Annotated in this window: 15 protein-coding genes; 3 read left to right on the top strand and 12 right to left on the bottom strand. The window is 69.9% G+C overall.

What is annotated here, in order from left to right:
• Positions 1–76 precede the first annotated feature (76 nt).
• From AC07NG_RS24480 to AC07NG_RS24450, 7 genes are all read right to left on the bottom strand, one after another.
• Positions 77–3,433 (bottom strand): glycosyltransferase, encoded by a 3,357-nt coding sequence (locus tag AC07NG_RS24480; protein WP_494596937.1) that lies wholly within the window; start codon positions 3,431–3,433, stop codon positions 77–79.
• Between the two features lie 242 nt (positions 3,434–3,675).
• Complete coding sequence (locus AC07NG_RS24475) at positions 3,676–5,001, bottom strand: spinster family MFS transporter (RefSeq protein WP_494596935.1); 1,326 nt, start codon at positions 4,999–5,001, stop codon at positions 3,676–3,678.
• 148 nt (positions 5,002–5,149) lie between these two features.
• Positions 5,150–7,351, bottom strand: coding sequence for a TonB-dependent receptor (locus AC07NG_RS24470; RefSeq protein WP_494596948.1), 2,202 nt, complete (start codon positions 7,349–7,351; stop codon positions 5,150–5,152).
• Between the two features lie 314 nt (positions 7,352–7,665).
• Positions 7,666–8,361 (bottom strand): TetR/AcrR family transcriptional regulator, encoded by a 696-nt coding sequence (locus tag AC07NG_RS24465; protein WP_494596934.1) that lies wholly within the window; start codon positions 8,359–8,361, stop codon positions 7,666–7,668.
• A gap of 91 nt (positions 8,362–8,452) precedes the next feature.
• A complete protein-coding gene (locus AC07NG_RS24460) occupies positions 8,453–9,904 on the bottom strand; it encodes a carotenoid oxygenase family protein (RefSeq protein WP_494596932.1) in 1,452 nt (483 codons plus the stop codon).
• 24 nt (positions 9,905–9,928) lie between these two features.
• Positions 9,929–10,414, bottom strand: coding sequence for a DUF2141 domain-containing protein (locus AC07NG_RS24455; protein WP_494596930.1), 486 nt, complete (start codon positions 10,412–10,414; stop codon positions 9,929–9,931).
• A 57-nt stretch (positions 10,415–10,471) separates the two neighbouring features.
• Positions 10,472–10,999 (bottom strand): DUF2306 domain-containing protein, encoded by a 528-nt coding sequence (locus AC07NG_RS24450; protein WP_494596929.1) that lies wholly within the window; start codon positions 10,997–10,999, stop codon positions 10,472–10,474.
• 67 nt (positions 11,000–11,066) lie between these two features.
• Between AC07NG_RS24450 and AC07NG_RS24445 the strand changes: the two genes are divergently transcribed.
• Positions 11,067–11,882 carry a LytTR family DNA-binding domain-containing protein gene (locus AC07NG_RS24445; protein ID WP_494596928.1) on the top strand — a complete coding sequence of 272 codons (816 nt, stop codon included), beginning with the start codon at positions 11,067–11,069 and terminating at the stop codon, positions 11,880–11,882.
• Here AC07NG_RS24445 and AC07NG_RS24440 read toward each other — a convergent pair.
• Entirely contained in the window at positions 11,879–12,463 is a 585-nt protein-coding gene (locus tag AC07NG_RS24440; RefSeq protein ID WP_494596927.1) for a hypothetical protein, read from the bottom strand. The genes AC07NG_RS24445 and AC07NG_RS24440 overlap by 4 nt on opposite strands.
• A 152-nt stretch (positions 12,464–12,615) precedes the next feature.
• On the opposite strand from AC07NG_RS24440, the gene AC07NG_RS24435 reads away from it, so the two are divergent.
• Complete coding sequence (locus AC07NG_RS24435; RefSeq protein WP_494596925.1) at positions 12,616–13,056, top strand: DUF6334 family protein; 441 nt, start codon at positions 12,616–12,618, stop codon at positions 13,054–13,056.
• Here the strand turns inward: AC07NG_RS24435 and AC07NG_RS24430 are convergent, their stop codons facing one another.
• The 3 genes from AC07NG_RS24430 to polA form a co-directional block, all read right to left on the bottom strand.
• Positions 13,057–13,995 carry a hypothetical protein gene (locus AC07NG_RS24430; protein ID WP_492854356.1) on the bottom strand — a complete coding sequence of 313 codons (939 nt, stop codon included), beginning with the start codon at positions 13,993–13,995 and terminating at the stop codon, positions 13,057–13,059.
• 133 nt (positions 13,996–14,128) lie between these two features.
• Positions 14,129–16,063: a methyl-accepting chemotaxis protein gene (locus AC07NG_RS24425; protein WP_492854357.1), complete on the bottom strand. Its 1,935-nt coding sequence runs from the start codon at positions 16,061–16,063 to the stop codon at positions 14,129–14,131.
• 279 nt (positions 16,064–16,342) lie between these two features.
• Complete coding sequence (gene polA, locus AC07NG_RS24420) at positions 16,343–19,261, bottom strand: DNA polymerase I (RefSeq protein WP_494596946.1); 2,919 nt, start codon at positions 19,259–19,261, stop codon at positions 16,343–16,345.
• A gap of 268 nt (positions 19,262–19,529) precedes the next feature.
• Here polA and AC07NG_RS24415 point away from each other — a divergent pair, with 268 nt between their 5' ends.
• A complete protein-coding gene (locus AC07NG_RS24415) occupies positions 19,530–19,724 on the top strand; it encodes a hypothetical protein (RefSeq protein ID WP_494596922.1) in 195 nt (64 codons plus the stop codon).
• 179 nt (positions 19,725–19,903) lie between these two features.
• Here the strand turns inward: AC07NG_RS24415 and AC07NG_RS24410 are convergent, their stop codons facing one another.
• Entirely contained in the window at positions 19,904–21,400 is a 1,497-nt protein-coding gene (locus AC07NG_RS24410) for a sensor histidine kinase (RefSeq protein WP_494596921.1), read from the bottom strand.
• Between the last annotated feature and the right edge of the window lie 7 nt (positions 21,401–21,407).

Raw genomic sequence — 21,407 nt, 5'->3', positions numbered from 1 at the left:
CTCCCATGCTGCGCATGGGCCCCTCCCTCTCCCTATGGGAGAGGTGAAATTTGGAGTGGGGAGGGCTTAGCCGGTTCTACTTCACCGCCGCGGTCGCTCGCCGTTCCAGCTTGCCCCAGCCGACGCGGCCGCCGCGCACGGCGGTCAGCACCGACTTGACCACCACATAGTACATCAGCTGGCGATAGCCGAAGCGCTGCACCGGCAGGTAGGGCAGGTCGGCCCAGGGGGCGCGCTTCTCAAGCGCCATGCCCAGGGCCCCGGCCGACAGGTCGACCAGGATGAACACCGCCCAGTAGAGCAGGCCCCGGATGGTGTCGTCGGGACGCCATTCCACCGGGTGGGCCACCGCGCCGTAGAGGCCCGAGACCAGGCTCCAGACCACGGCCAGGTCGACCAGCGGCGCGGCCACGGCCAGCAGGATCTGGAACAGCCAGATCTGCGGCAGGGCCACGAAACCCAGCACCGGGGTCTTGGGGTTGAACATCGCCGAGCGATGCTTCCACACGCACTGCAGGGTGCCGAACGACCAGCGGAAGCGCTGCTTGAGCAGGCCGCCCACCGTGTCGGGCGCCTCGGTATAGGCGCGGGCGGCCGGGTCGAAGGCCACCTTCCAGCCGGCGCGCTGGCAGGCGATGGTCAGGTCCTGGTCCTCGGCCAGGGTGTCGGAGGGATAGCCGCCCAGGGCGTCGAGCACGCTCTTGCGCCAGGCCCCGACCGCCCCGGGCACCACGGTGACCGCGCCCAGCGCCGCCAGCGCCCGCCGCTCCAGGTTCTGGGCGGTGACGTATTCCAGGGCCTGCCAGCGGGTGACGATGTTGAGGCGATTGCCGACGATGGCGTTGCCGGCCACCGCGCCGATCTTCGGGTCGGCGAACCAGCGCACCAGCCGGCCGATCGTCGACTTCGGGAACAGGGTGTCGGCGTCCAGCGCCACCACGAACTCGCCCTTGGCCACGGCCAGGCCCCGGTTCACCGCTCGCGCCTTGCCGCCGTTCTCGAACGACAGCAGCGTCACGCGCGGGTCGCCGGCGAAGTGGTCGCGCACCTCCTCGGCCGTGCGGTCCTTGGAGCCGTCGTCGAGGACCAGCACCTCGATATTGGTCCAGTCCGACTCCAGGATCCGGGCGATCGAGGCGGCGATCACCTTCTCCTCGTTGAAGCAGGGGATCAGCACGCTGACCAGCGGGCCGGTAGCGGGATCCAGGTCGTCCGGCGTGTGCTCGGTCGCCTTGTGGACCAGGGCCAGGGCGGCCAGGAACACCAGCCGCGCGACACCCAGGGCGATGGCGGTGATGAACAGCCAGGTCAGCAGGGTGTTCAGCCCCCGGAAGAATCCGAAGCCCAGGCGGTCCAGCGCCAGGCCGACCGGATCGCGGGTGGTCGGCGGCATCACCTGGTCGGGCGTCATGCCGGCCAGCTCGCCGACGGTGACCAGGCGGTAGCCGCGGGCGCGGATGCCGTCGATCAGGCCGGGCAGGGCCTTGATGGTGTTCTCGCGGTTGCCGCCGGCGTCGTGCAGCAGCACCACCTGGCCGGGGTTGTTCCCCGGATGGTCGAGGCGGTCGAGGGCGCGGTCGATGATCGTCTGGGGCGGCGGCTTCTGCCAGTCGTCGGTGTCGATCCGCAGGCCGACGATCAGGTAGCCCAGGGTCTGGGCGATGACGAGCGGGTCCACCTCGCGCGGGGTCGAGGGCTCGGCGTCGCCGAAGAACGGCGGGCGGAACAGGCGCATCGAGCGGCCGGTTACCACCTCGAACAGCCGCTGGGTGGCGTTCAGCTCGACCTGGGTCTGGGGCAGCGGCGTCTCGCCGATGTTGGGGTGGGTCCAGGTGTGGCCGCCGACGTCGTGGCCCTCGCGCATCTCGCGCTCCACCAGGCCCGGATGCTTCTGCATGTTCTGGCCGATGACGAAGAAGGTCGCCGGGGCGTTCTTCTCCTTGAGGATGTCGAGGATCTTCGGCGTCCAGCGCGGATCGGGGCCGTCGTCGAAGGTCAGGGCCACCAGGCCGGGCCGCTGGCCGTAGCGCTCGATGACGTAGGAGCTGGGCAGGACGTCGTAGGTCTCGCCCGAGATCAGGCCGGTGTCGGGGTCGGTCTCGAGGCTGCGCTTGCCGGGCGTGGGCAGGGACGAGACGCGCAGCACCTCGCCGCCGCCGTCGAAGTCGACGCTCTGGCCCGACGGGATGCGGGTGAGAGCCGAAGCCGCGCCCTTGCCGTAGGGCTGGCCCAGCACGCTCCACACGCCCGGATCCTCGCCGCCCATGCGCCACAGGCCATAGCCGCGCGGCCGGAACGGGTCGCTGGCCTTGACCTGGTTGAACAGGGTGGGGGCGTCCAGGAACCAGACCACGTGCTTGTCGCCGTTGTCGGCCTGGTAGCCGTAGGTCGGGTTCAGGGCGTCGTCGTCCATGCGGATGTCGGCGCCGGCGTCCTGGGCGTTGCGGATGGCCTCGTGGAAGGTGGCCGCGTCGCCGCTGGCCGCCGTGCCGTCGGCCTTCAGCGTCCAGTCGTAGCCGTAGGCGCCGAGCGCCAGCACCGTGCGGGCCGGGTCGAGGGCGGAGAAGCGCTTGTCGAGCTCGCTCTCGTACCAGTCTTGCCCTGCGTTGGGGCCGGGGTCGCCGCCGCCGTAGTGCTGGTCGTAGGCCATCAGCACGATGGTGTCGGCCGACTGCTGCAGGCGCTTGAGCGGCCAGCCCTGCTCGTCGAACGGCGCGGTGACCCAGACCTCGCGGCCCGAGGCCTTGAAGGCCGCGCGGGCCTCGTCCAGCAGCAGCGGATAGTTGGCCAGGCCCTTGGGCGACAGGTTCTCGAGGTCGAAGATGTAGCCGCCGAAGCCGCGGCGCTGGGCCAGGGCGGTCAGGTTGTCGATCAGCGCCTTGCGGGCGGCGGGATTGGCCAGCAGGGCGTCGGCCATCGGGCCGTCGAACTTGGCGTCGGCCGAGTTGTGGACCAGCGGCAGGACGGTCGGGTGGTTGGGCGCGGCGGCGATGCGGGCGGTGCCGATCGGATCGTCGTCGGCCGTGATGTCGCCCGTCCGGCCCTTCAGCGCCACCCACTGCGGGGAGACGACGTCCAACTGGGCGACGTGACGGCGCAGGGACTCGCGGCTGTCCTCGTCCCAGGGCACGTAGAAGCCGACGCTGAGCGGCTTGGCCGCGCCGATGGCGGCCGGCGTCTTGGGGGCGGGCAGGCGGCGCCAGGCCGAGGGCTTGCCGGGCTTGAGGCGGTGCACGGTCTCCTCGTGCAGGGCCGACAGCACGTGCGGGTCCTTCAGCGTCACCGCTGGCAGGCGCGGGGCGAAGGCCAGGGTCGCCAGGAAGCCGGCCACGACGGCCGCCACCCCCGACAGGGCGATCCCCGCCGCCAGGGTGAACCTGCGCCGGCGCTTGCCGGTGGGGTCGTGGAAGATATGCCGATCGTCGCCGCTCATCGCGCCAAAACCTGTCCGTCCCGCCAATAACACGGTTTCGGCGGCGCAATGATCCTGGATCATGTCCGAACGGTGGCGCTAGGACCCTCGTTACGCGCCTGCGACCTTTTGGCTGGGGAAAGCCCCCCACCACCGTAAAATCCCCGCGAAAGCGGGAACCCAGGTGTTTTCTGAAACGCGTGGCGCTCGACGATAAAAAGCCTGGGTCCCCGCTTTCGCGGGGATTTTATCGGAAGAGGCCCTCAGTCCACCCAGTCCTTGTCCAGGCGCTTGCTGGCCAAGAAGAACAGCAGGGCGGCGACGAGGTAGAAGCCCATGCCGCTGTAGATCGACCAGCGCAGCGACTCCGCCCCGAAGGTCGGCTTCAGCAGGTCGGAGACCAGGCCGAAATAATAGATGCCGACGGCGATCCCGAGCAGGTTGTTGATCAGCAGGAACAGGGCCGAGGCGGTGGTGCGCATCGGGGCCGGGCCCAAGTGCTGGACGGCGGCGGTGATGGGGCCGAGCCACGCCAGGTTCAGGCCCGTGGGGATTAGGAAGATCACGAAGGCCACGGCCAGCGAGGCCTTGCCGCCGAGGCCGCCCATCAGGCTGCCGCTGTTCATGGCCAGCAGGAAGCACGGCACCGAGATCAGGAAGGCGATGGCCGGGGTGATCGGATAGCCGGCCTTGGACTTGGCCCCCAGCTTGTCAGCCACCGCCCCGCCCAGCCAGATGCCCAGCAGGCCGCCGAACAGGGCGATGCCCGAATAGTACCAGGCCGTCTGCGACAGGGTCAGGCCCAGGCTGCGCATGAAGAAGCTGGGCAGCCAGGCGGCGACGCCGTAGCCGCACACCGAAGACGAGGCCGCGCCGAAGGCGAGCAGCCAGAACGACGGCTTGGCGGCCAGCAGGCGGGCGGCCTGGCCCAGCGGCATGGCCGGGGCGGGCGGCGCCGGCGGCGCGCCTTCCACGCGGTCGGCGCCGCCGCGTACCGGATCGCGAACGACAGCGCGGAAGATCGGGGCCAGCACCACGCCGAGGCACCCGACGACGATGAAGGCCGTGCGCCAGCCGTAGGTCGCCGCCAGCAGGCCGCCGACCAGCGTGCCAAGGCCCGAGCCTAGCGGGATGCCGAAGGCGTAGGCCGCGAGCGCCCGGGCGCGCTGGCGCTTGGGGAAGTAGTCGGCGATCAGCGAATAGGCCGGGGCGACGCCGCCGGCCTCGCCGATGCCCACGCCCATGCGGGCCAGGAACAGTTGTCCGAACCCGCCGGCGAACCCGCACAGGGCGGTGAAGCCGCTCCACACGGTGAGGGCGGCGGTCATGATCCAGACCCGGCTGAAGCGGTCGGCCAGCCAGGCGATCGGGATCGCCAGGGTGGTGTAGAGCAGGGCGAAGGCCAGGCCGCCCATCAGGCCGAACTGGCCGTCGGTGAGGCCGAACTCGTCCTTGATCGGCTTGGCCAGGATCCCGAGGATCTGCCGGTCGAGGAAGTTCAGGGTGTAGACGAGGATCAGCGTCGCCAGCACCAGATAGCGGTAGCGGCTGCCGCCCGTCGCGGCGCCTTCGCCTTTCGCTTCGCTCATCGCCCGCCCCCTTGAACTGTACGCATGCGCCTTCCGGAAAAGGACGACGGGGCCCGTTGCAGCGGGCCCCGTCAGATCTCGACCGAGAAGCCTTTGGTTTAACGCATTTTCTTCACGCGAACCGGAGTCCGCTTCGCTCGAAAATGCTTCAGAAGTTGAACTCCAGGCTCACCGACACGCTGCGCGGCGGGCCGTAGAAGCCGATGACCGAGTTGTTATAGGTCGCGACGCCGAAGTTGTAGCCGCCGATGCGATAGGTTTCGTCGGTCAGGTTCTTGCCGACCAGCGAGACCTTGTAGCGGCCGCCCGGCGCGTTCCACACGGCGCTGAGGTCGACCAGGGTGAAGGCCTTCTGGTCGAGGGTCGGCAGCGGCTGCTCGAACTGCTGGTACTTGTCGCGGTAGCTGACCATCGGGGTGACGGCCAGGCGGCCGCCCAGAAGTTCGCCGGTCCAGGTTGCGCTGAGGTTGGCGGTCTTTTCCGGGGTGTTCTGGAAGCCGTAGAGGTTGGCGACATTGACGATCGTGCCGGTGACGGCGTCGTAGCGCTCGAACTCGTCGTACTTGGCCTTGATGTAGCCCAGCGCCAGGGTGCTCGACAGGTTGGGCGTGAAGCGCGCCGTGCCTTCGAACTCCAGGCCCCAGATGGTCGAGGCGCCGGCGTTGTCGACCGAGCTGGCGATGCCGCTGGGCACGGCCACCTGGGTGGTCACCTGCTGGTTCTTGTACTTGGAGCGGAAGGCCGCCGAGGCGAACGACAGGCGGCGGTCGAACAGATAGCCCTTCAGGCCGGCCTCGTAGGCGTCGACCGTCTCGGGATCGTAACCGGACGTCGTCTGCGGGGTCAGGAAGGCGTCGCCGCGCATGTCCCAGCCGCCGGACTTGAAGCCCTTGGAATAGGAGACGTAGCCGGTCAGGTCGTCGGAGAAGTCGTAGGAGGCGCTGACCCGCGGGGTGAACTCCTCGAAGGTCTTGGTGGCGGTGTAGTTGGTGCGGGTCTGCAGCACCGGCCGGGCCGTTCCGCCCTGCCACGGGGTCTTGGTGGCGCCCAGATAGAACAGGCGCACCACCGTGCCGGTCTTGTGGTCGCGGGTGGCGCGGCCGCCCAGCGAGACCTTGAAGCGGTCGGTGAAATTGGCCGAAACGTCGGTGAACACCGCGAAGCTGCGGGTGTTGACCTTGCCGGCGGCGGCGATGGCCACGCCCAGATTGCCGGCGATGGTGTCGAACTCGCCCGAGGCCTGGCTGTTCATGTAGTAGACGCCGAACACGCCCTGGAAGGTCTCGTCGGCGTAGACCGCCTGCAGTTCCTGCGAGAACTGGCGGTCGCCATAGGTGGCCGGCACGTCCAGCGTCGGCAGCGGCGTGCCGTCGAAGTCGATGTTGGTCTGGGTGCCGCCCTTGCGGTTGGCGGTGATCGACTTGAAGGTCAGGTGCTCGCTGGCCTTCCAGGTGGCCAGCGCCGAGACGCCCTCGGTCTCGACGTGGTTGGCGTCGCCCAGGCCGGCCTGGGTGTCGTAGGTGTCGAGCACCTGGTAGCCGCCGGTCAGGGTGGGCAGCTCGCGGTGGCCGTGGCGGGCGTTGCTGTCGTCGACCACCTTGTCGTAGGCGATGCGGAAGAACAGGTCGTCGTTGGGCGCGTACTCGACGGAGAGGCGGCCGGCCTGGACGTCCTTGTTGTACTGCTCGGCGCCGGTGGTCAGGTTCTTGCCGTAGCCGTCGCGCTTGTAGACGGCGAAGGCGCCGCCGACCGACAGGCCGCCGCCCAGCGGGGTCGAGGCGGCGATCAGGCCGTCACGCTGGTTGTACGAGCCGACCGTGCCCTTCAGCTTCAGCGCCGTCTCGTCGTCGTGCTTCTTGGTGACGTATTTGATGGCGCCGCCGATGGTGTTGCGGCCGTAGAGCGTGCCCTGCGGACCGCGCAGCACTTCGATGCGCTCGATGTCGAAGATGTCGAGCACCGCGCCCTGCGGGCGGGCCACGTAGACGTCGTCGATATAGAGGCCGACGCCCGGTTCGAAGCCCCACAGCGGGTCCTGCTGGCCGACGCCGCGGATGTAGCTAATCAGGGTCGAGTTCGAGCCCCGGGCCACCTGGACGGTGATGTTGGGGGTGGTCTGCTGCAGGGTGGTGATGTCCGACGCGCCCTGGCGTTCCAGCGCCGCGGCGCTGAAGGCCGAGACGGCCACCGGCACGTCCTTGAGGGTTTCCTCGCGCCGACGGGCGGTGACCACCACCTCTTCGACGCCTACGCTTTGCTCGGCGGCCGGCTTTTCCTGTGCCACCGCCAGGTTGCAGGTCGCACCCCACGCCGCGCCAGCCAGCAGCGCAGCTTTCCACATCGTTTTCATAGGCAAGCCCCTCTTCCCTAGATGCGTTTCATCCCTTTCGCCGGCCGAGCCATCTCACGCAGCCTCGTATCCGGCGTTTCCCGCATGATTTCACCGCCGCAGGAATTCGACGGCACTGTCACCTAGGTTGAGGGAATGCGCCAGCGTTTTTTCACCAGGTGATGAAAAGTGTAATCCGAGGGCGGATGGTCGTCATTGCAAAGCCCTCCCCCTCGATGGGGGAGGGTTGGGTGGAGGTGGTTGCGGAGGCGGCGGCTGAACCGCCGCTTCACCTCCATCCCCGGCCCTTCCCCCATCCGCCAACGGGAAGGGAGCTAGGCTTTGCGCTTGGCCACCACGGCCTCGAACCCAGCCGCGCAATAGGCGAACAGCCGCGCTCGCACGGCCTCCAGGTCGCTGGAGTGGCAGAGGCCTTCCGACAGCGAGTCGATGCGGCCGGTCTCCGACAGGGCCAGCATCATCGAGCCGGTCAGGAACTGGTAGCACCAGTAGAGGTCGCGATATTCCGCGTCGGGACGGACGACCTTCAGCGTGTCGACCAGCTGGTGGACGACGGGGTCGAAGAACCGGGCCATGGTTTCGCCGCCCCAGGCCGGGGTGTTGTTCACCTGGGCCACCAGGGCGAAGTAGCTCTTCCAGCCCTGGCCGCCGTCCTGCGAGATGCGCAGCAGCGGGTCGATGAAGGCCTCGATCACGCCTTCCACCGTCATGGCTTCGCCGTGGGTCTCGACATAGGCGTTCATCGAGACGCTGCGGGCCTGGTTGAGGATCTCGGCGCGGCGCACGAACACCGCGTCGAAAAGCTCGCGCTTGGCGCCGAAATAGTAGTGGATCAGGGCGGTGTCGACGCCGGCCTCGGCGGCCACCTGGCGGGTGGTCACCCCATGGAAGCCGTGGCGCGCGAACAGGCCCTCGGCGGAGTCGAGGATGGTCTCCTTCAGGTCCAGGCCCGTGGCCTTGGAAGGGCGGCCCCGCCCGCCGGAACGGGCGCGGGGCTTGGCGGCGGTCATGTCGGGGAGGCCTCTCCGAGAACTTCGCTGTCCCCGGATAGGCCTGCTTTCGCTACCCTGGCAAGAGCGCCGCCGTTCCGTGAACGTAGCGTCAGGCCGTGAAAATCCCGTGGAATCCCAGCGGCAAGGCCGTGTTCGCCCGCCAGGTGACCAGCGGACCGTCGGCGACGCGGCGGGCGTCGAAGGCGTGCAGCTCGGTCGCCTGGGCGTCGAGATTGAGGCTCGTGCCGACCAGCCAGCCGTCGAACTCCTCGGCCGATCCGGGGCGGGGGACGAACACCATCTCCTCGACCAGATGCCGGCGGCCGAAGTCGAAGGCGGTCTCGCGGCCGGTCTTCCAGTCGCGCACGGCCAGGCCGTGGAAGGCCGGCTTGCCGACCTCGCCGATCGCCGCGTGGACGCTGAAGCGGCGGCCCTGGCCGGCGAAGCGCTCGTCCGAGCGCGGGAACTCGGCCACGGTCTCGAACCGCTGCAGGTCGGCCTTGCCGTCGGCGTGCAGGGTGACGAAGCCGAGCTTGGGCGGGGCCACGCCCTTGAACGGCACGCCGCGCAGCAGTTGCTCGCCGGCCGCGGCCGTGCCGCGCGGATCGTCGTCGATGCAGGCGTCGAAGCGGATGGTTCCGTCCTTGTCCTCCCAGGCGTCGCCCAGGTGGAAGAAGAAGAACGGCGGCAGGTCGAACACCCGGCGCCGGGTCAGGTCGGCCTTGTCGAGCACCAGCACCTGGGTTCCCAGCTCGGGCTTCCAGGCCATGCCGGCGATGTAGGGCACGCCGCCCCGCTCCTGGATCCAGGGCTGCAGCACGATCACCAGGTGGCGCTCGGTGGCGGTGAAGTCGTGGATGTAGCTGGCGCGGGGCAGGGCGATCAGCTGGGCGTCCTCCAGGCTCCCGTCGGCGGCCAGGCGCCAGACGATGGCGCGATGGCCGGCCAGGCCCAGGTTCCAGGTCCGGCCGTTCGGCTCGCGGCGCGGATGGGCCAGGAACGGCATGGCCTTGAGGTCGGGCCGCAGGGTCTTGAAGCCCTTGGTCTCCAGGGTGACGGGATCGAGCACGCAGGGCGAGCCCGGTTCCCACAGCGCCCACAGCTCGCCGCCGGCCATCATCACCGAGGTGTTGGCGGCGTTGGCGTCGTCGGGACCGCCCACGGCAGCCCCGGGGCCAGGGGCGGTCCCGAAGCCGGGGGTGATCACCGCGTGGGCGGCCGTGTCGGCGCGGCGCTTGGGGGTGTCGACGAAGCGGGCGGCCAGGGTCGCCTCGCCGTCCTGGATCGAAAAGCGCCGCACCAGGCCGTCGCCGTCGAACCAGTGGCCGACCGACCCGCCCGGCCGGCGGAAGCGGGCCGGGCCGTTGCGGACCAGGGCGCCGGCCAGGTCGGCCGGGGCCTTGCCGCGCAGGCGGGTCAGGCCGGTGGGGGCGATGTCGGCCTCGACGTCGCGGAAGCCCAGGGTCCAGTCGGCGGCCCCGGCGGCGAACACGGTCTCGGGGGTCAGCAGGGCGGCGGCGCCGGTCAGGCCGGCGGCGCGGAGGAAGGTGCGGCGATCCATGGGTCTTCCGTCTGTCTTAATCTTTTAACGCAGGGCGATGGCCTGGGCGTTGTCGCCCGGCGTGACGGTGAAGGCGGCCGCGGCGAAGGCCGGCGGGCCCATGTTGGCCTTGGCGCCGCCCGAGAAGCCGTAGGGCTCCACCGGCAGGCCGAAGGGGTTCATGCTCAGGCGCTGGTCGCCGTCGAGGTCCTGGAACACCCGGGCCGCGTAGGTCCCGGCGGCCAGGTCGTGGATCTGCACCATCGGTTCGGCCGACGCGGCCTGGACGAAGGCGACCCGCACGGGCTTGCCGCCGGCCCAGGCCGCCTGGCTGTCGAACAGGGCGACCATCAGCACGCCGTCGTGCGACTTCAGGGCGGGGAAGACCAGGGCCAGGCTGGCGTCGCCGGCGGCGGGGGCCGGCGCGGGAATGGGAGCCGCGGCGGCGGCGTCCGGCACGGCGGTCTGGCACAGGCCGGCGACGGGAGCGGTCAGCAGGGCGGCGCAGGCCAGGAGCGGGAGAAGGCGCATCGGAAGGATCCTTGTGGTTGGAGCTGCGAGGAAAGGAGTTGGTCGGAGCGACAACGCTCAGCCGAAGAACACGCGCCACATCAGGCGGCCGGGCAGGAAGGCGAAGCCGCCGGCGACGATCAGTCCGCCGACGAACAGGCCGGTCATGAACCGGCGGTGCAGGCTGACCTTGTGGCGGCGGGCGGCGTAGACGGCGATCGGCAGGGCGATGATCGTCCAGCCCGACAGCAGGTGGATCCAGCTCATGGCGCCGTGGTTCATCTCGTGGATGAACAGCGAGCTGATCGCCGTGGTCGCCATGGCGATCACCCAGGCCCAGCCCAGCGTGCGGTGCAGGGCCGAGCCCTTGACCCCGATCATCAGCACCGTGCCGATGACCAGAGCGCTGATGGCCGCGGTCAGGTGGATCTGGATCTTGGTCGGGGCGGCCAGCACCAGCGACAGGTCGGGCAGGTGCGCCCCGCTCCGGCTCGCCAGCAGCACGGGGGCGGCGGCGAGCGCCGTTGCGACGAGCACCCCGGCCACGCCGCGGCGGCGGATGCGGCGGGCGTCGGCGTCATGCATTGACAGGGCGGTCTCGGACATCTTGATCTCCGTGGGCGGCGGGCTTGCGTCGCCGCTTTCGAAGACCGCTTTAGGAGCCCGCCGGGCCGTGCCTCAATCGACGTTACGCCAGCCGACGGCCCCGCTTCGCCAATCGCCGCCGGGCGCCGTTCACGCTTCGCGAACGGCGGCCCTGGTCGCCCGTCACGGGCGCGGCTTCCTGGTGGCGGGGATCGCCGGCGTGTTCCTGGCCCTGGTCGGCGCCTTCGGCACCGGCGACGCGCCGCTGGGAATCCGCATCGCCTACTGGCTGGTGCTGTGCTGGTCGGGCGCGGCGGCGGGGGCGGGCGTCAGCGCCCTCGTCCAGAACAGCGGCCTGACCGAGCGGCGGCCGTTCATTGGCGGCGTGGTCATCACCCTGGGCGTGGCCCTGCCGGGCACGGTCTATGTCTGGGCGGTGTCGAGCCTGCTGTTCGGCCAGGTCCCGCACGCGGCGACCCTGCCGCGCTTCTTCCTGCCGGTGCTGGTGATCACCGCGGCGATCACGGCGCTGAACTTCCTGACCACCCGCCAGCCGGTCGAGACCCACGCCGCCGCGCCCGAGGCTCCGCCGCCGCGCTTTCTGGAGCGCCTGCCGGCCAAGCTGCGCGGCGCGACCCTCTACGCCGTCGCCGCCGAGGACCATTATCTGCGCCTGCACACCTCCAAGGGCGAGGACCTGATCCTGATGCGCCTGTCCGACGCGGTGGCCGAGCTGGAAGGCATCGAGGGCGCCCAGACCCACCGCTCCTGGTGGGTGGCGCGCGAGGCGGTGGTCGAGGCCAAACGCGGCGACGGCCGCGCCACCCTGACCCTGGCCTCGGGCGCCGAGGTCCCGGTCAGCCGCGCCTATGCCAAGGCCCTGCGCGAGGCCGGCTGGTTCTAGCGTTGCTTGAGCCGCGCGGCCGTGAAGACGATCGACGAGATCAGCGCCAGCTCGCCGGCGTTGCCGAGCCAGAAGATCCCGCTGCCGGCGGCGGCGAACATCGCCAGGGCGCCCAGGCACAGCCATGGCAGCTTCTCGCGCCGCCAGAGGATCGCGCCGACGCCGATCAGCACGACCACCGTCACGATCGAGGGGATGGGCGGGCTGGCGTGGGCGTAGGCGTAGCGCAGGGTGCCGGCGTATTCGCGCAGCTCCAGGCTCATGTGCACGAGGTCGGTCCAGACGCCGACGGCGATCAGCGCGGCGGTCAGCACCCACACCCACAGCCGGCGGCGCAGTCCGGCGACGCCGAACACCACCAGGATCAGCATCGGCGTCAGCACCGCGTGGGCGACGTAGCGCGGGATCGACAGGTTGCGCAGCAGGTCGCCGGCGCCGATCGAGGATCCGGCGGCGATGATCAGGTTGTCCCAGCACAGCGTCGCGGCGATCAGGGCCAGCAGCCATATGCGCAGCGAGCCTGCGAAGGCGGCGGCGGCCAGCATGCCGGCGGCCAGCAGCCAGAACACGATTGGGATCACGAGACGCTCCGTCCGATTCGTCAGCTAGGACAGTAGAGCCCCATCGGGCGCCGGGGACGGCGGCAATGGGAGTCGTCGCTACACGGTCACGGGCGTCATGCCGACGGGGCGACGGCCTTGAGGCGTCCGGCGACGCGTGCGACCTCAGGGGCATGACGCGCTTTCCGCCCAATCCTCACGACATGCTGCGGTTCGACTGGGAGGCGGTCGAGGGCGTGCGGGTCTCGGCCGTGCTGGCTTACGAGACGCCGGCTGAACCGGGCGAGGACGCTGGCGCGCCGGGCCAGTGGGAAAAGATCGCCTTCGTGCTCGATGGAGAGGCGGTGGTCGTCTCCGTCGACTTCGACACCGACCAGCTGTTCGTCGAGCGCCTGCCGTTCGATCCAAAGACCCCGCTCTGGGTTCCGCCGCCGGCGCTGGCCTATGCTGTGGGCCAGCGGTTGGGTTGGGCCTGGGAGGTCCGCAACTATCGCGGCTATCTGGACGGCTTCATCCTGGCCTTCGAGGCGGACGAAGACTTGAGCGCGACCCTGGCGCCGCGTTGCCTGCTGCTGGGCGTCGCCTCGCGGATCGAGATCCTGGCGATCGGCTGATCAGGGCGTTTGGGGCGTCAGCTCCCGGAGATCGCCGCACGGCAGCTTGCGGGCGGGGCGGACGGTCCCGTGCGGCTTGCACAGGGCCTGCAAGCGGCACATCGCCGGCATATAGGCGCCGACCATCCTACTCTCGTTGAAGCGGACGCTTTCGTCAGCGCCGCCAAAATCGCGGATCTCGCTAGCCGGGGGCAGGGCGCTGATCAGCAGGTGGCGCATCTGCTCGATCTTCGACATCCCGGCCGTTCGTCCGCGTTCAGCCAGGATGTAGTAGCGGAAGTCGCGGCTGAACTCCTTTGGATCGGTCATCTGCGCCGCCGGCAGGGATAGGTAGAAGTCGAAGATCGCGCCGCCGGGAAGCTGCTCGGGGTCGTATTCGTACGGACCTCGAAGGCTTTCGCCGCTGGACCGGGCGAGGCGGATCTGGTCGCGGTTGTTCCACCGCGTCGCCGCGCCGAAGACCGCGCAGATCTGCTTCTCGGTCGAGCCCACCGGCATCCAGTCCGAGCTTTTGAAGCTTTCTTCGCGAAGGGGCGCCGTGCCCTCGCAGGAGGCCGCCACGAGGGTGGCCTCCACGGTCTTGGGCGCATCGGCCAGGTCTTCCGGCAGGCCGAACGCCTCGTAGGGGATGTGGCTCTTCTGGGTGTAGCCCTCGACCAGGCGGGCGACGCAGTCGCGCTCGCAGCGCCGGATCGCGTCGGCCTTCAGCGGATAACGCTTGCCGGCGACCTGCAGCACGATGGGTCCGCCGTCGGGGCCGCCGTTCAGAATCCAGTCCTCGCGCATGCAGACGGGCGTCTTGCTGGAGGCCTCGAACAGCAGCGAGATCACGCCGTGCTGGGGCTGGTCGACCACCGTATGGGGCAGGATTTCCGGGACCGGGCCGGATGAGGCGAGCGCGAAGGCGGAAAGCACCAGTCCGATCATCCGCAGTCGCATTCGACGTCCCCCGACACCATCCGGTCCGCTTTGGAGACCGGTGTTCGTGTCGTGGTTTAGATTGCCGCGTCACGCAACGAAAAAGGGCGGCCCTCGCGAGCCGCCCTTTCCGTCAGTGGCTGAACCGGTCGGCTCAGAACTCTTCCCACTCATCGACCTTGGTCGCGGCGGCGGTGGCCGCGCCGCCGGAGCGGCCCGGGCGGACGAAGGTCTGGGCGCGGGCCTGGGCGGCGTGCACCGGGCCGGGCGCGGAGGCGGGGGCGCGGATGGCGCTTTCTCCGCCGACCCGGAAGCGGCCGACCAGGGCGGCCAGCTCGCCGGTCTCGCCCTTCAGCGAGTGGGTGGCGGCGGTGGCTTCCTCGACCATGGCGGCGTTCTGCTGGACGACCTGGTCCATCTGGTTCACGGCGCTGTTGACCTGGTGCAGGCCGGTCGACTGCTCGGTGGCCGAGGCGGCGATCTCGTTGACCAGGCTGTCGATGGTGGCGACCTGGTCGACGATGCGCTGCAGGGCCTCGCCGGTCTGGCCGACCAGGGACACGCCCGAGCCGACCTGCTGGGTCGAGGTCGAGATCAGGGTCTTGATCTCCTTGGCGGCTTCGGCCGAGCGCTGGGCGAGCGCCCGCACTTCCTGCGCCACGACCGCGAAACCCTTGCCGGCGTCGCCGGCGCGGGCGGCTTCGACGCCCGCGTTCAGGGCCAGCAGGTTGGTCTGGAAGGCGATCTCGTCGATCACGCCGATGATGTTGCCGATCTGGCCCGAGGACTGCTCGATGCCGGCCATGGCGCTGACGGCCTGGCTGACGATCTGGCCCGAGCGCTCGGCGTCGGCGCGGGCGGCGGCGACCACGCTGGAGGCTTCCTTGGCGCCGGCGGCGGTCTTGCGGACGGTGGCGGTGATCTCGTCGAGGGCGGCGGCGGTCTCTTCCAGGCTGGCGGCCTGTTGTTCGGTGCGGCGCGACAGGTCGTCGGAGGCCTGGGCGATTTCTTCCGAACCGGCGCGGATGCCGCCGGTGGCGCCGTTGATGCCGCGCATGGCGTCCTGCAGGCGGCCGGCGGCGGCGTTGAAGTCGGACTTCAGCTGCTCGGCCTTGGGCGCGAAGTGGGCGTCGATGCGGTAGGTCAGGTCGCCGTCGGCCATGGCGCCTAGGGCCGAGCCCAGGGCCTGGATGGCGATGCGGTCGGTCTCGGCCTCGGCGGCCTTCTCGGCTTCGCGTTCGGCGCGCTCGCGCTCGGTGCGGGCGGCGGCGGCGGCGGCCTCTTCTTCCAGGCGCAGCTTGTGGATGGCGGCGTCCTTGAAGGTGGCGACGGCGCCGGCCATCTCGCCGATCTCGTCCTTGCGGCCGGCGGCGGGCACGGCGACGGTGTTGTCGCCGGCGGCCAGGCGGCGCATGGCGGTGGTCATGGCGGCGACCGGAGCGGCGATGCCGCCCGTCAGCATCAGTCCGCCGGCGACGGCGACGGCCAGGACGATGGCGATGCCGATGGCCAGCACCAGGGTGTTGCGCAGCGAGGCGGCGGCCTGGGCTTCGGCCTGGGCGGTGACGACGGCTTCGGCGTCGTCGGTGATGGCCTGGATGGCGTCTTCCACCGGCTCGACGGCCTTGTCGGCGACGCCGTCATGCTTGACCAGATCGACGGCCTGGGCGCGGGTCGCCGGATCGGCGCCCAGCTGCTCGGCCGGCTCGATGGCCATCTTGCGATAGTTGGCGTAGGCGGCCTCGACGGCGGCGATGCGGTTCAGGTCGGCTTCGTCGCCGCCGGCCAGCTTGCGCAGGTCGTCGAGCGCGCCGAGGAACTTCGGCTTGTGGGCCTCTTCCAGGCGCTTGACGTAGTAGTCGTCGCCCGAGAGCAGGAAGCCGCGCAGCGAGTTTTCCTGGCGGGTCAGTCGGAAGGCGGCCGTGTCGGCGGCGCGAAGACTCTGCTGGGCGAGCGTCGACTGCTTCACCGAGGCCTCGTAGACCTCCTGGTTGACGTAGAGGGTAACACCCATCGCCAGGATCGCGGCCAGCATCACGCCGAACACGACCATCAGCTTCTGGGGAATCTTCAAGTCACCAAACCGCACAGCCCGCCTCCAGAGTTCATTCCCGACATCTGTGCCCACGAGCACATGTCACGACGGAAGCTCTGGCGAGTTCGCGGTTTCCACGACATTAACCGTACTGTGGCGGAACGTCGCACCCTGGAGACTGAAAATGTCAGCCATTCGCAGCTGGCTCGACCTGCGGATACTCAGGATTGCGCTACGTATGGGGTTACCGCTGATAACACGACGCCCGCTCCACCTGGGGCGGAGCGGGCGTGCGACAAAGGCGCAGTGAAGTTTTTTGCCCGCGGCGTTGATTTAGTGGGCTTCGTCCCAGTTGCTGGCGGCTCTCGCCTCCACCGTGAGGGGAATGGACAGGGCCACGGCCGGCTCGGCCGCGCCCTCCATCACCCGGAGGGCGAGCGCGCAGACGGCCTCGGCCTCGGCTTCCGGGGCCTCGAACACCAGTTCGTCGTGAACTTGCAAAAGCATGCGCGCCTCGAGGCCCGCCTCTTCCAGCGCGCCCGGCATGCGCACCATGGCCCGGCGCATGACGTCGGCCGCCGCGCCCTGGATCGGGGCGTTGATGGCGGCGCGTTCGGAGAACTGCCGCTGGCCCACCGACTTGGCGTGGATGTCGGGGATGTTGATCTTGCGGCCGAAGATCGTGGTCACGTAGCCGTGCTCGCGCACGAAGGCCCGCGTGGCGTCCATATAGGCCTGGATGCCGGGGAAGCGCTCGAAATAGGTCTTGATATAGGCCCCGGCCTCGCCCTGGCCGATGCCCAGCTGGTTGGCCAGACCAAAGGCGCTGATGCCATAGACGATGCCGAAGTTGATGGCCTTGGCCCGGCGGCGGATCAACGGGTCCATGCCCTCGATCGGGGTGTCGAACATTTCCGACGCCGTCATGGCGTGGATGTCGAGGCCGTCGCGGAAGGCCTTTTGCAGCTGCGGGATGTTCCCGATGTGGGCGAGTAGCCGAAGCTCGATCTGGCTGTAGTCGGCGCTGATCAGCACCTTGCCCGGCGCGGCCACGAAGGCCTTGCGGATCTTGCGGCCTTCCTCGGTGCGGACCGGGATGTTCTGCAGGTTGGGGTCCGACGACGAGAGCCGGCCCGTGGTGGTCGCGGCCAGGGCGTAGGAGGTGTGCACCCGGCCCGTGCGCTCGCTCATCGCGGCGATCAGGTTCTCGGTATAGGTGCCCTTCAGCTTGCTCAGCTGGCGCCAGTCGAGCAGCACGCGCGGCAGCTCGTGTTCGTTGGCCAGGCTTTCCAGCACGTCGCTGTCGGTCGACCATTGGCCGGTGGCGGTCTTCTTGCCGCCCTTCATCGACATTTCGCCAAACAGCACGTCGCCGATCTGCTTGGGGCTGCCCAGGTTGAACGGGCGGCCGGCCAGCTTCTGGGCCTGCTCCTCGAAGTCGGCCATGCGCAGCGAGAACTCGTTGGAGAGGCGGCGCAGGGTCTCGGGATCGACGCGGATGCCGTCGTTCTCCATGGTCGCCAGCACGGCCGGCAGGGGGCGTTCCAGGGTCTCGTAGACGGTCAGCAGGCCCTCGGCCGCCAGGCGCGGGCGCAGCACGTTGTAGAGCCGCAGGGTGACGTCGGCGTCCTCGGCGGCGTAGGCCGTCGCCTTGTCGAGGGCCACGTGCTTGAAGCTGATCTGGCTCTTGCCCGTGCCCGCCACTTCCTTGAAGGAGATGGGCTTGTGGCCCAGCCACAGCTCCGACAGCTCGTCCATGCCGTGGCCGTGCAGGCCGGCTTCCAGCACGTAGCTGATCAGCATGGTGTCTTCGATCGGGGCGACCTTGATCCCCCGGCGCAGCATCACGGCGATGTCGTATTTGGCGTTCTGGGCGACCTTCAGCACCGAAGGGTCTTCGAGCAGCGGCTTGAGGGCGGCCAGGGCCTCTTCCTCGGAGATCTGCTCCAGCTTGGCGGGGGCTTCGAAGATCAGACCGCCGTCCTGGGCCTTCTCCTCGTGGCTGACGGGGATGTAGCAGGCCTCGCCCGGCGCGATGGCCAGCGACACGCCGCACAGGCCGGCGTTGGCCGACGACAGGGCGTCGGTCTCGGTGTCGAAGGCGACCACGCCCTTGGCGCGGGCCTTGTCGATCCAGACCTGAAGCGTCGCCAGGTCACGCACGCAGACATAAGCCGCGGTGTCGATGGCGACGGGCTCGGCCACCGGGCTGGCCGCGGCGCGGGCGGCGGCCGAGGCGTAGGAGACGGTGGTGACTGGCGCGGTCACGGGTTTGCCCAAAGGACGGGTGTCCGGACGGGCGTCGAGCGAGCGGGGCGCGGCCGCGGCGTTGCCGTCGCCGACCCGGCGGGCCAGCGTGCGGAACTCCATCTGCTCGAGGAAGTCGGCCAGCACGGCCTTGTCCGGCTCGCGCACCACCAGGTCGTCCAGCGGCTCTGGCAGGGGGGTGTTGCAGTCCAGGGTGACCAGGGCCCGCGACAGGCGGATCTGGTCGGCGAAGTTGATCAGGGTCTCGCGGCGCTTGGGCTGCTTGATCTCGCCGGCCCGGGCCAGCAGCGTGTCGAGGTCGCCGTATTCGGTGATCAGCTGGGCGGCGGTCTTGACGCCGATGCCGGGGGCGCCGGGAACGTTGTCGACGCTGTCGCCGCACAGCGACTGCACGTCCACGACATGCTCGGGATAGACGCCGAACTTCTCGAACACTTCGTTTCGGCCGATGCGCACGCCCTTCATGGGGTCGAACATCGAGACGCTGTCGCCGACCAACTGCATCAGGTCCTTGTCGGACGAGACGATGACGGCCTCGCCGCCGGCGTCGCGCGCGGCGCAGGCATAGGCGGCGATCAGGTCGTCGGCCTCGTAGCCGGGCAGTTCGATGGCCGGCACGCCAAAGGCCCGGGTGGCGTCGCGCACCAGGGGGAACTGCGGGATCAGGTCTTCCGGCGGCGGCGGACGGTGGGCCTTGTACTGGTCGTACAGCTTGTTGCGGAACGTCTTTTCCGAGTGGTCCCAGATCACCGCCAGGTGCGTGGGGGCGTCGCCCTGCATGTCGCGCATCAGCTTCCACAGCATGTTGCAGAAGCCCTGCACCGCGCCGACGGGCAGGCCGTCGCTCTTGCGGGTAAGGGGCGGCAGGGCGTGGTAGGCGCGGAACAGATAGGCCGAGCCGTCCACCAGGAAGAGGCGCAGGGCGGGACCGTCCTGGGTGAGGGGACGGGTCTGGGCGGAATCGGGCGCGGCGACGTCGGTCATGGCGGCGAACATAAGGGGCCGGGAGCCCATCGGAAACCGCCTTGGCGAGACCGGCACGGTAACGCTTTGCAACCATCGTTCGCCCAAATAAGGCGAGATCGCCCTTAAGGCGCCCCAGGCTGGACCTGTGGACGGTTTAGAGGCAAAAGCGCCTCCGCCTCACAGGCGGACCACGTGCCGCATGGCGCGCCCGGGAACCGACGGGCATGTCTGCGACTTGGTTTCAGTACGTAAAAGCGCCCTCCCCGACGCGGATACCTTTTTGACCATGACCTTGAAGAAGACCATCGCCCTGGGCCTTGGCCTGGGAACCTGCAGCCTTGTCGTCGCCGCCGTGCTGGCGACCGGGACCTTCAGCCCGCCGCCGGATTCGGACCATCCGACCAGCGAACCGGTCGAGCTCCGCGCGCCCCTGGCGCCGGCCGAGCAGGGCGCGCCCCTGCCCAAGCAGTACGTGGTCTGAGGCTCCGCCCTTTCCAAACGCCCGTCATTCCCGCCCTTGTGGCGGGAAGCCCTCTGTCAGCCGCAAGGGCAGATGGGGCGACGTGCCGAGCACGTCGCTGGCGCTTCACGTGCCGGCGGAACCAGGGGTTCCCGCCACAAGGGCGGGAATGACGGGCGGATAGAGTATGGAGGTCTAGCCTAGGGCTTCGACTTCGCCGCTTCCGTTTCCTCGGCCGGCGCAGGCTCAGGAACCCCCGCCAGCGTCAGGTCGAACACCGAGCCGCCGGGGCCCGTCTCCACCAGCGCCAGGTCGCCGCCGTGGCCCTGGGCCAGTTCGCGGGCGATGGCCAGGCCCAGGCCCGTGCCGCCGCGGCGCACCGATCCCACGAACGGCTGGAACAGGTTGGCCCGCGCCCGCTCGGGCACGCCGGGGCCGTCGTCCGACAGCCGCAGGTGGCTCATGCCGTCGACGCGGCGCAGCTCCACGAACACCCGGCCCTTGCCGCCGCGATCGGGCGCGCCCTCGATGGCCTCGCGGGCGTTGCGCAGCAGGTTGGTCAGGATGCGGTGCAGCTGGTCCGGATCGGCCTGCACCTGCTCGCGCGGGTCGATCACCGTCTCCAGGGCCACGCCCTTGGGCGACAGCCCCGAGTCCTCGGCCGCCATCTCCAGCGCCGCGCGCAGGGCCACGGTGCGCGACACCGGGGCCGGCTCCTTGGACTTGCCATAGGCCATGACGTCGCTGGCCAGGGTGATGGCGCGGTCCAGAGCCCGCTCCAGGCGCGGCAGGGCCTGGGCCACCTTGGGGTCGCCCAGGGCGGCCAGGCGGTCCGACGCCATCTGGGCGCTGGTCAGCATGTTGCGCAGGTCGTGATTGATCTTGGCCACCGCCTCGCCCAGGGCCGCCAGGCGGGCCTTGGCCTGGAGGGCGGTGCGCAGGTCGGTCTGCATGGCGTCGAGCTCGGCCTCGGCGCGGCCGATCTCGTCGCGACGGCGCGAGACGACGACGCGGGCCTCGGGATCCTCGGGATCGGCGCGGAACCGCTCCATGGCCTTGGTGATGCGCTGCATCGGCCGCACCAGCAGGAAGTTCAGCGACAGATAGATCAAGCCCCCGGCCAGGCCCGCGGCGAACAGTGTGACGCCCGCCAGGCGCCAGAAGTTGGCGATCAGATAGGCCTTCAGCGGGGCGTCGGGCAGCACGATCTCGACGAACTCGGCCTCCTGGCGGAAGCGCGGCTCGGCCATGACGCGCACCAGGCTGCCGGGTTTGCTCTTGAGGGTGAAGAACGGGGCGGCCAGCCACGAGCCGGAGTTCTGGCGGCGCAGGTCGACCAGATAGGGCTGCTCGATGCTGCGCGGCTCGGTGGGCAGGACGAGACGCCGGGCGCCGTCGACCTGCAGGGCCACGATGACGACGCCGGCCTGGTCGAGCAGGCGCTGGGAGACCTGGTCGGTGACCCGGCGCTCGGGATCGGCGTCGGCGATGGTCGAGGCCAGTTCGGCGGCCCGCACCCGGTCGAGCAGCCACTGCTTTTCCAGGTCGGCCAGGGCCGGCGGCAGGATGCAGGCGCCGGCCAGGAACACGAAGAGAGCGGTCAGCAGCAGCAGGCGCGCCGACAGGCCGCCGGGCCACGGAAGGCGTCTTCCGGGCGGCTTGTCGGGTGCGGCGGGCGGCGTGACCGGTTCGGCCATGTGTCTG

This window comes from Caulobacter sp. GW821-FHT10C03 (assembly GCF_059415485.1).
The sequence above is the reverse complement of the archived record's forward strand: the minus strand, read 5'-3'. Positions and strand labels throughout refer to the sequence as shown.

Bases quoted from the DNA above. Each gene is read 5' to 3' on its own strand.
- AC07NG_RS24470 (WP_494596948.1), bottom strand. From the start codon at position 7,351: ATGAAAACGATGTGGAAAGCTGCGCTGCTGGCTGGCGCGGCGTGGGGT.
- AC07NG_RS24410 (WP_494596921.1), bottom strand. From the start codon at position 21,400: ATGGCCGAACCGGTCACGCCGCCCGCCGCACCCGACAAGCCGCCCGGA.
- AC07NG_RS24480 (WP_494596937.1), bottom strand. From the start codon at position 3,433: ATGAGCGGCGACGATCGGCATATCTTCCACGACCCCACCGGCAAGCGC.
- AC07NG_RS24430 (WP_492854356.1), bottom strand. From the start codon at position 13,995: ATGCGACTGCGGATGATCGGACTGGTGCTTTCCGCCTTCGCGCTCGCC.
- AC07NG_RS24435 (WP_494596925.1), top strand. From the start codon at position 12,616: ATGACGCGCTTTCCGCCCAATCCTCACGACATGCTGCGGTTCGACTGG.
- AC07NG_RS24415 (WP_494596922.1), top strand. From the start codon at position 19,530: ATGACCTTGAAGAAGACCATCGCCCTGGGCCTTGGCCTGGGAACCTGC.
- AC07NG_RS24475 (WP_494596935.1), bottom strand. From the start codon at position 5,001: ATGAGCGAAGCGAAAGGCGAAGGCGCCGCGACGGGCGGCAGCCGCTAC.
- AC07NG_RS24455 (WP_494596930.1), bottom strand. From the start codon at position 10,414: ATGCGCCTTCTCCCGCTCCTGGCCTGCGCCGCCCTGCTGACCGCTCCC.
- polA (WP_494596946.1), bottom strand. From the start codon at position 19,261: ATGACCGACGTCGCCGCGCCCGATTCCGCCCAGACCCGTCCCCTCACC.
- AC07NG_RS24460 (WP_494596932.1), bottom strand. From the start codon at position 9,904: ATGGATCGCCGCACCTTCCTCCGCGCCGCCGGCCTGACCGGCGCCGCC.
- AC07NG_RS24465 (WP_494596934.1), bottom strand. From the start codon at position 8,361: ATGACCGCCGCCAAGCCCCGCGCCCGTTCCGGCGGGCGGGGCCGCCCT.
- AC07NG_RS24450 (WP_494596929.1), bottom strand. From the start codon at position 10,999: ATGTCCGAGACCGCCCTGTCAATGCATGACGCCGACGCCCGCCGCATC.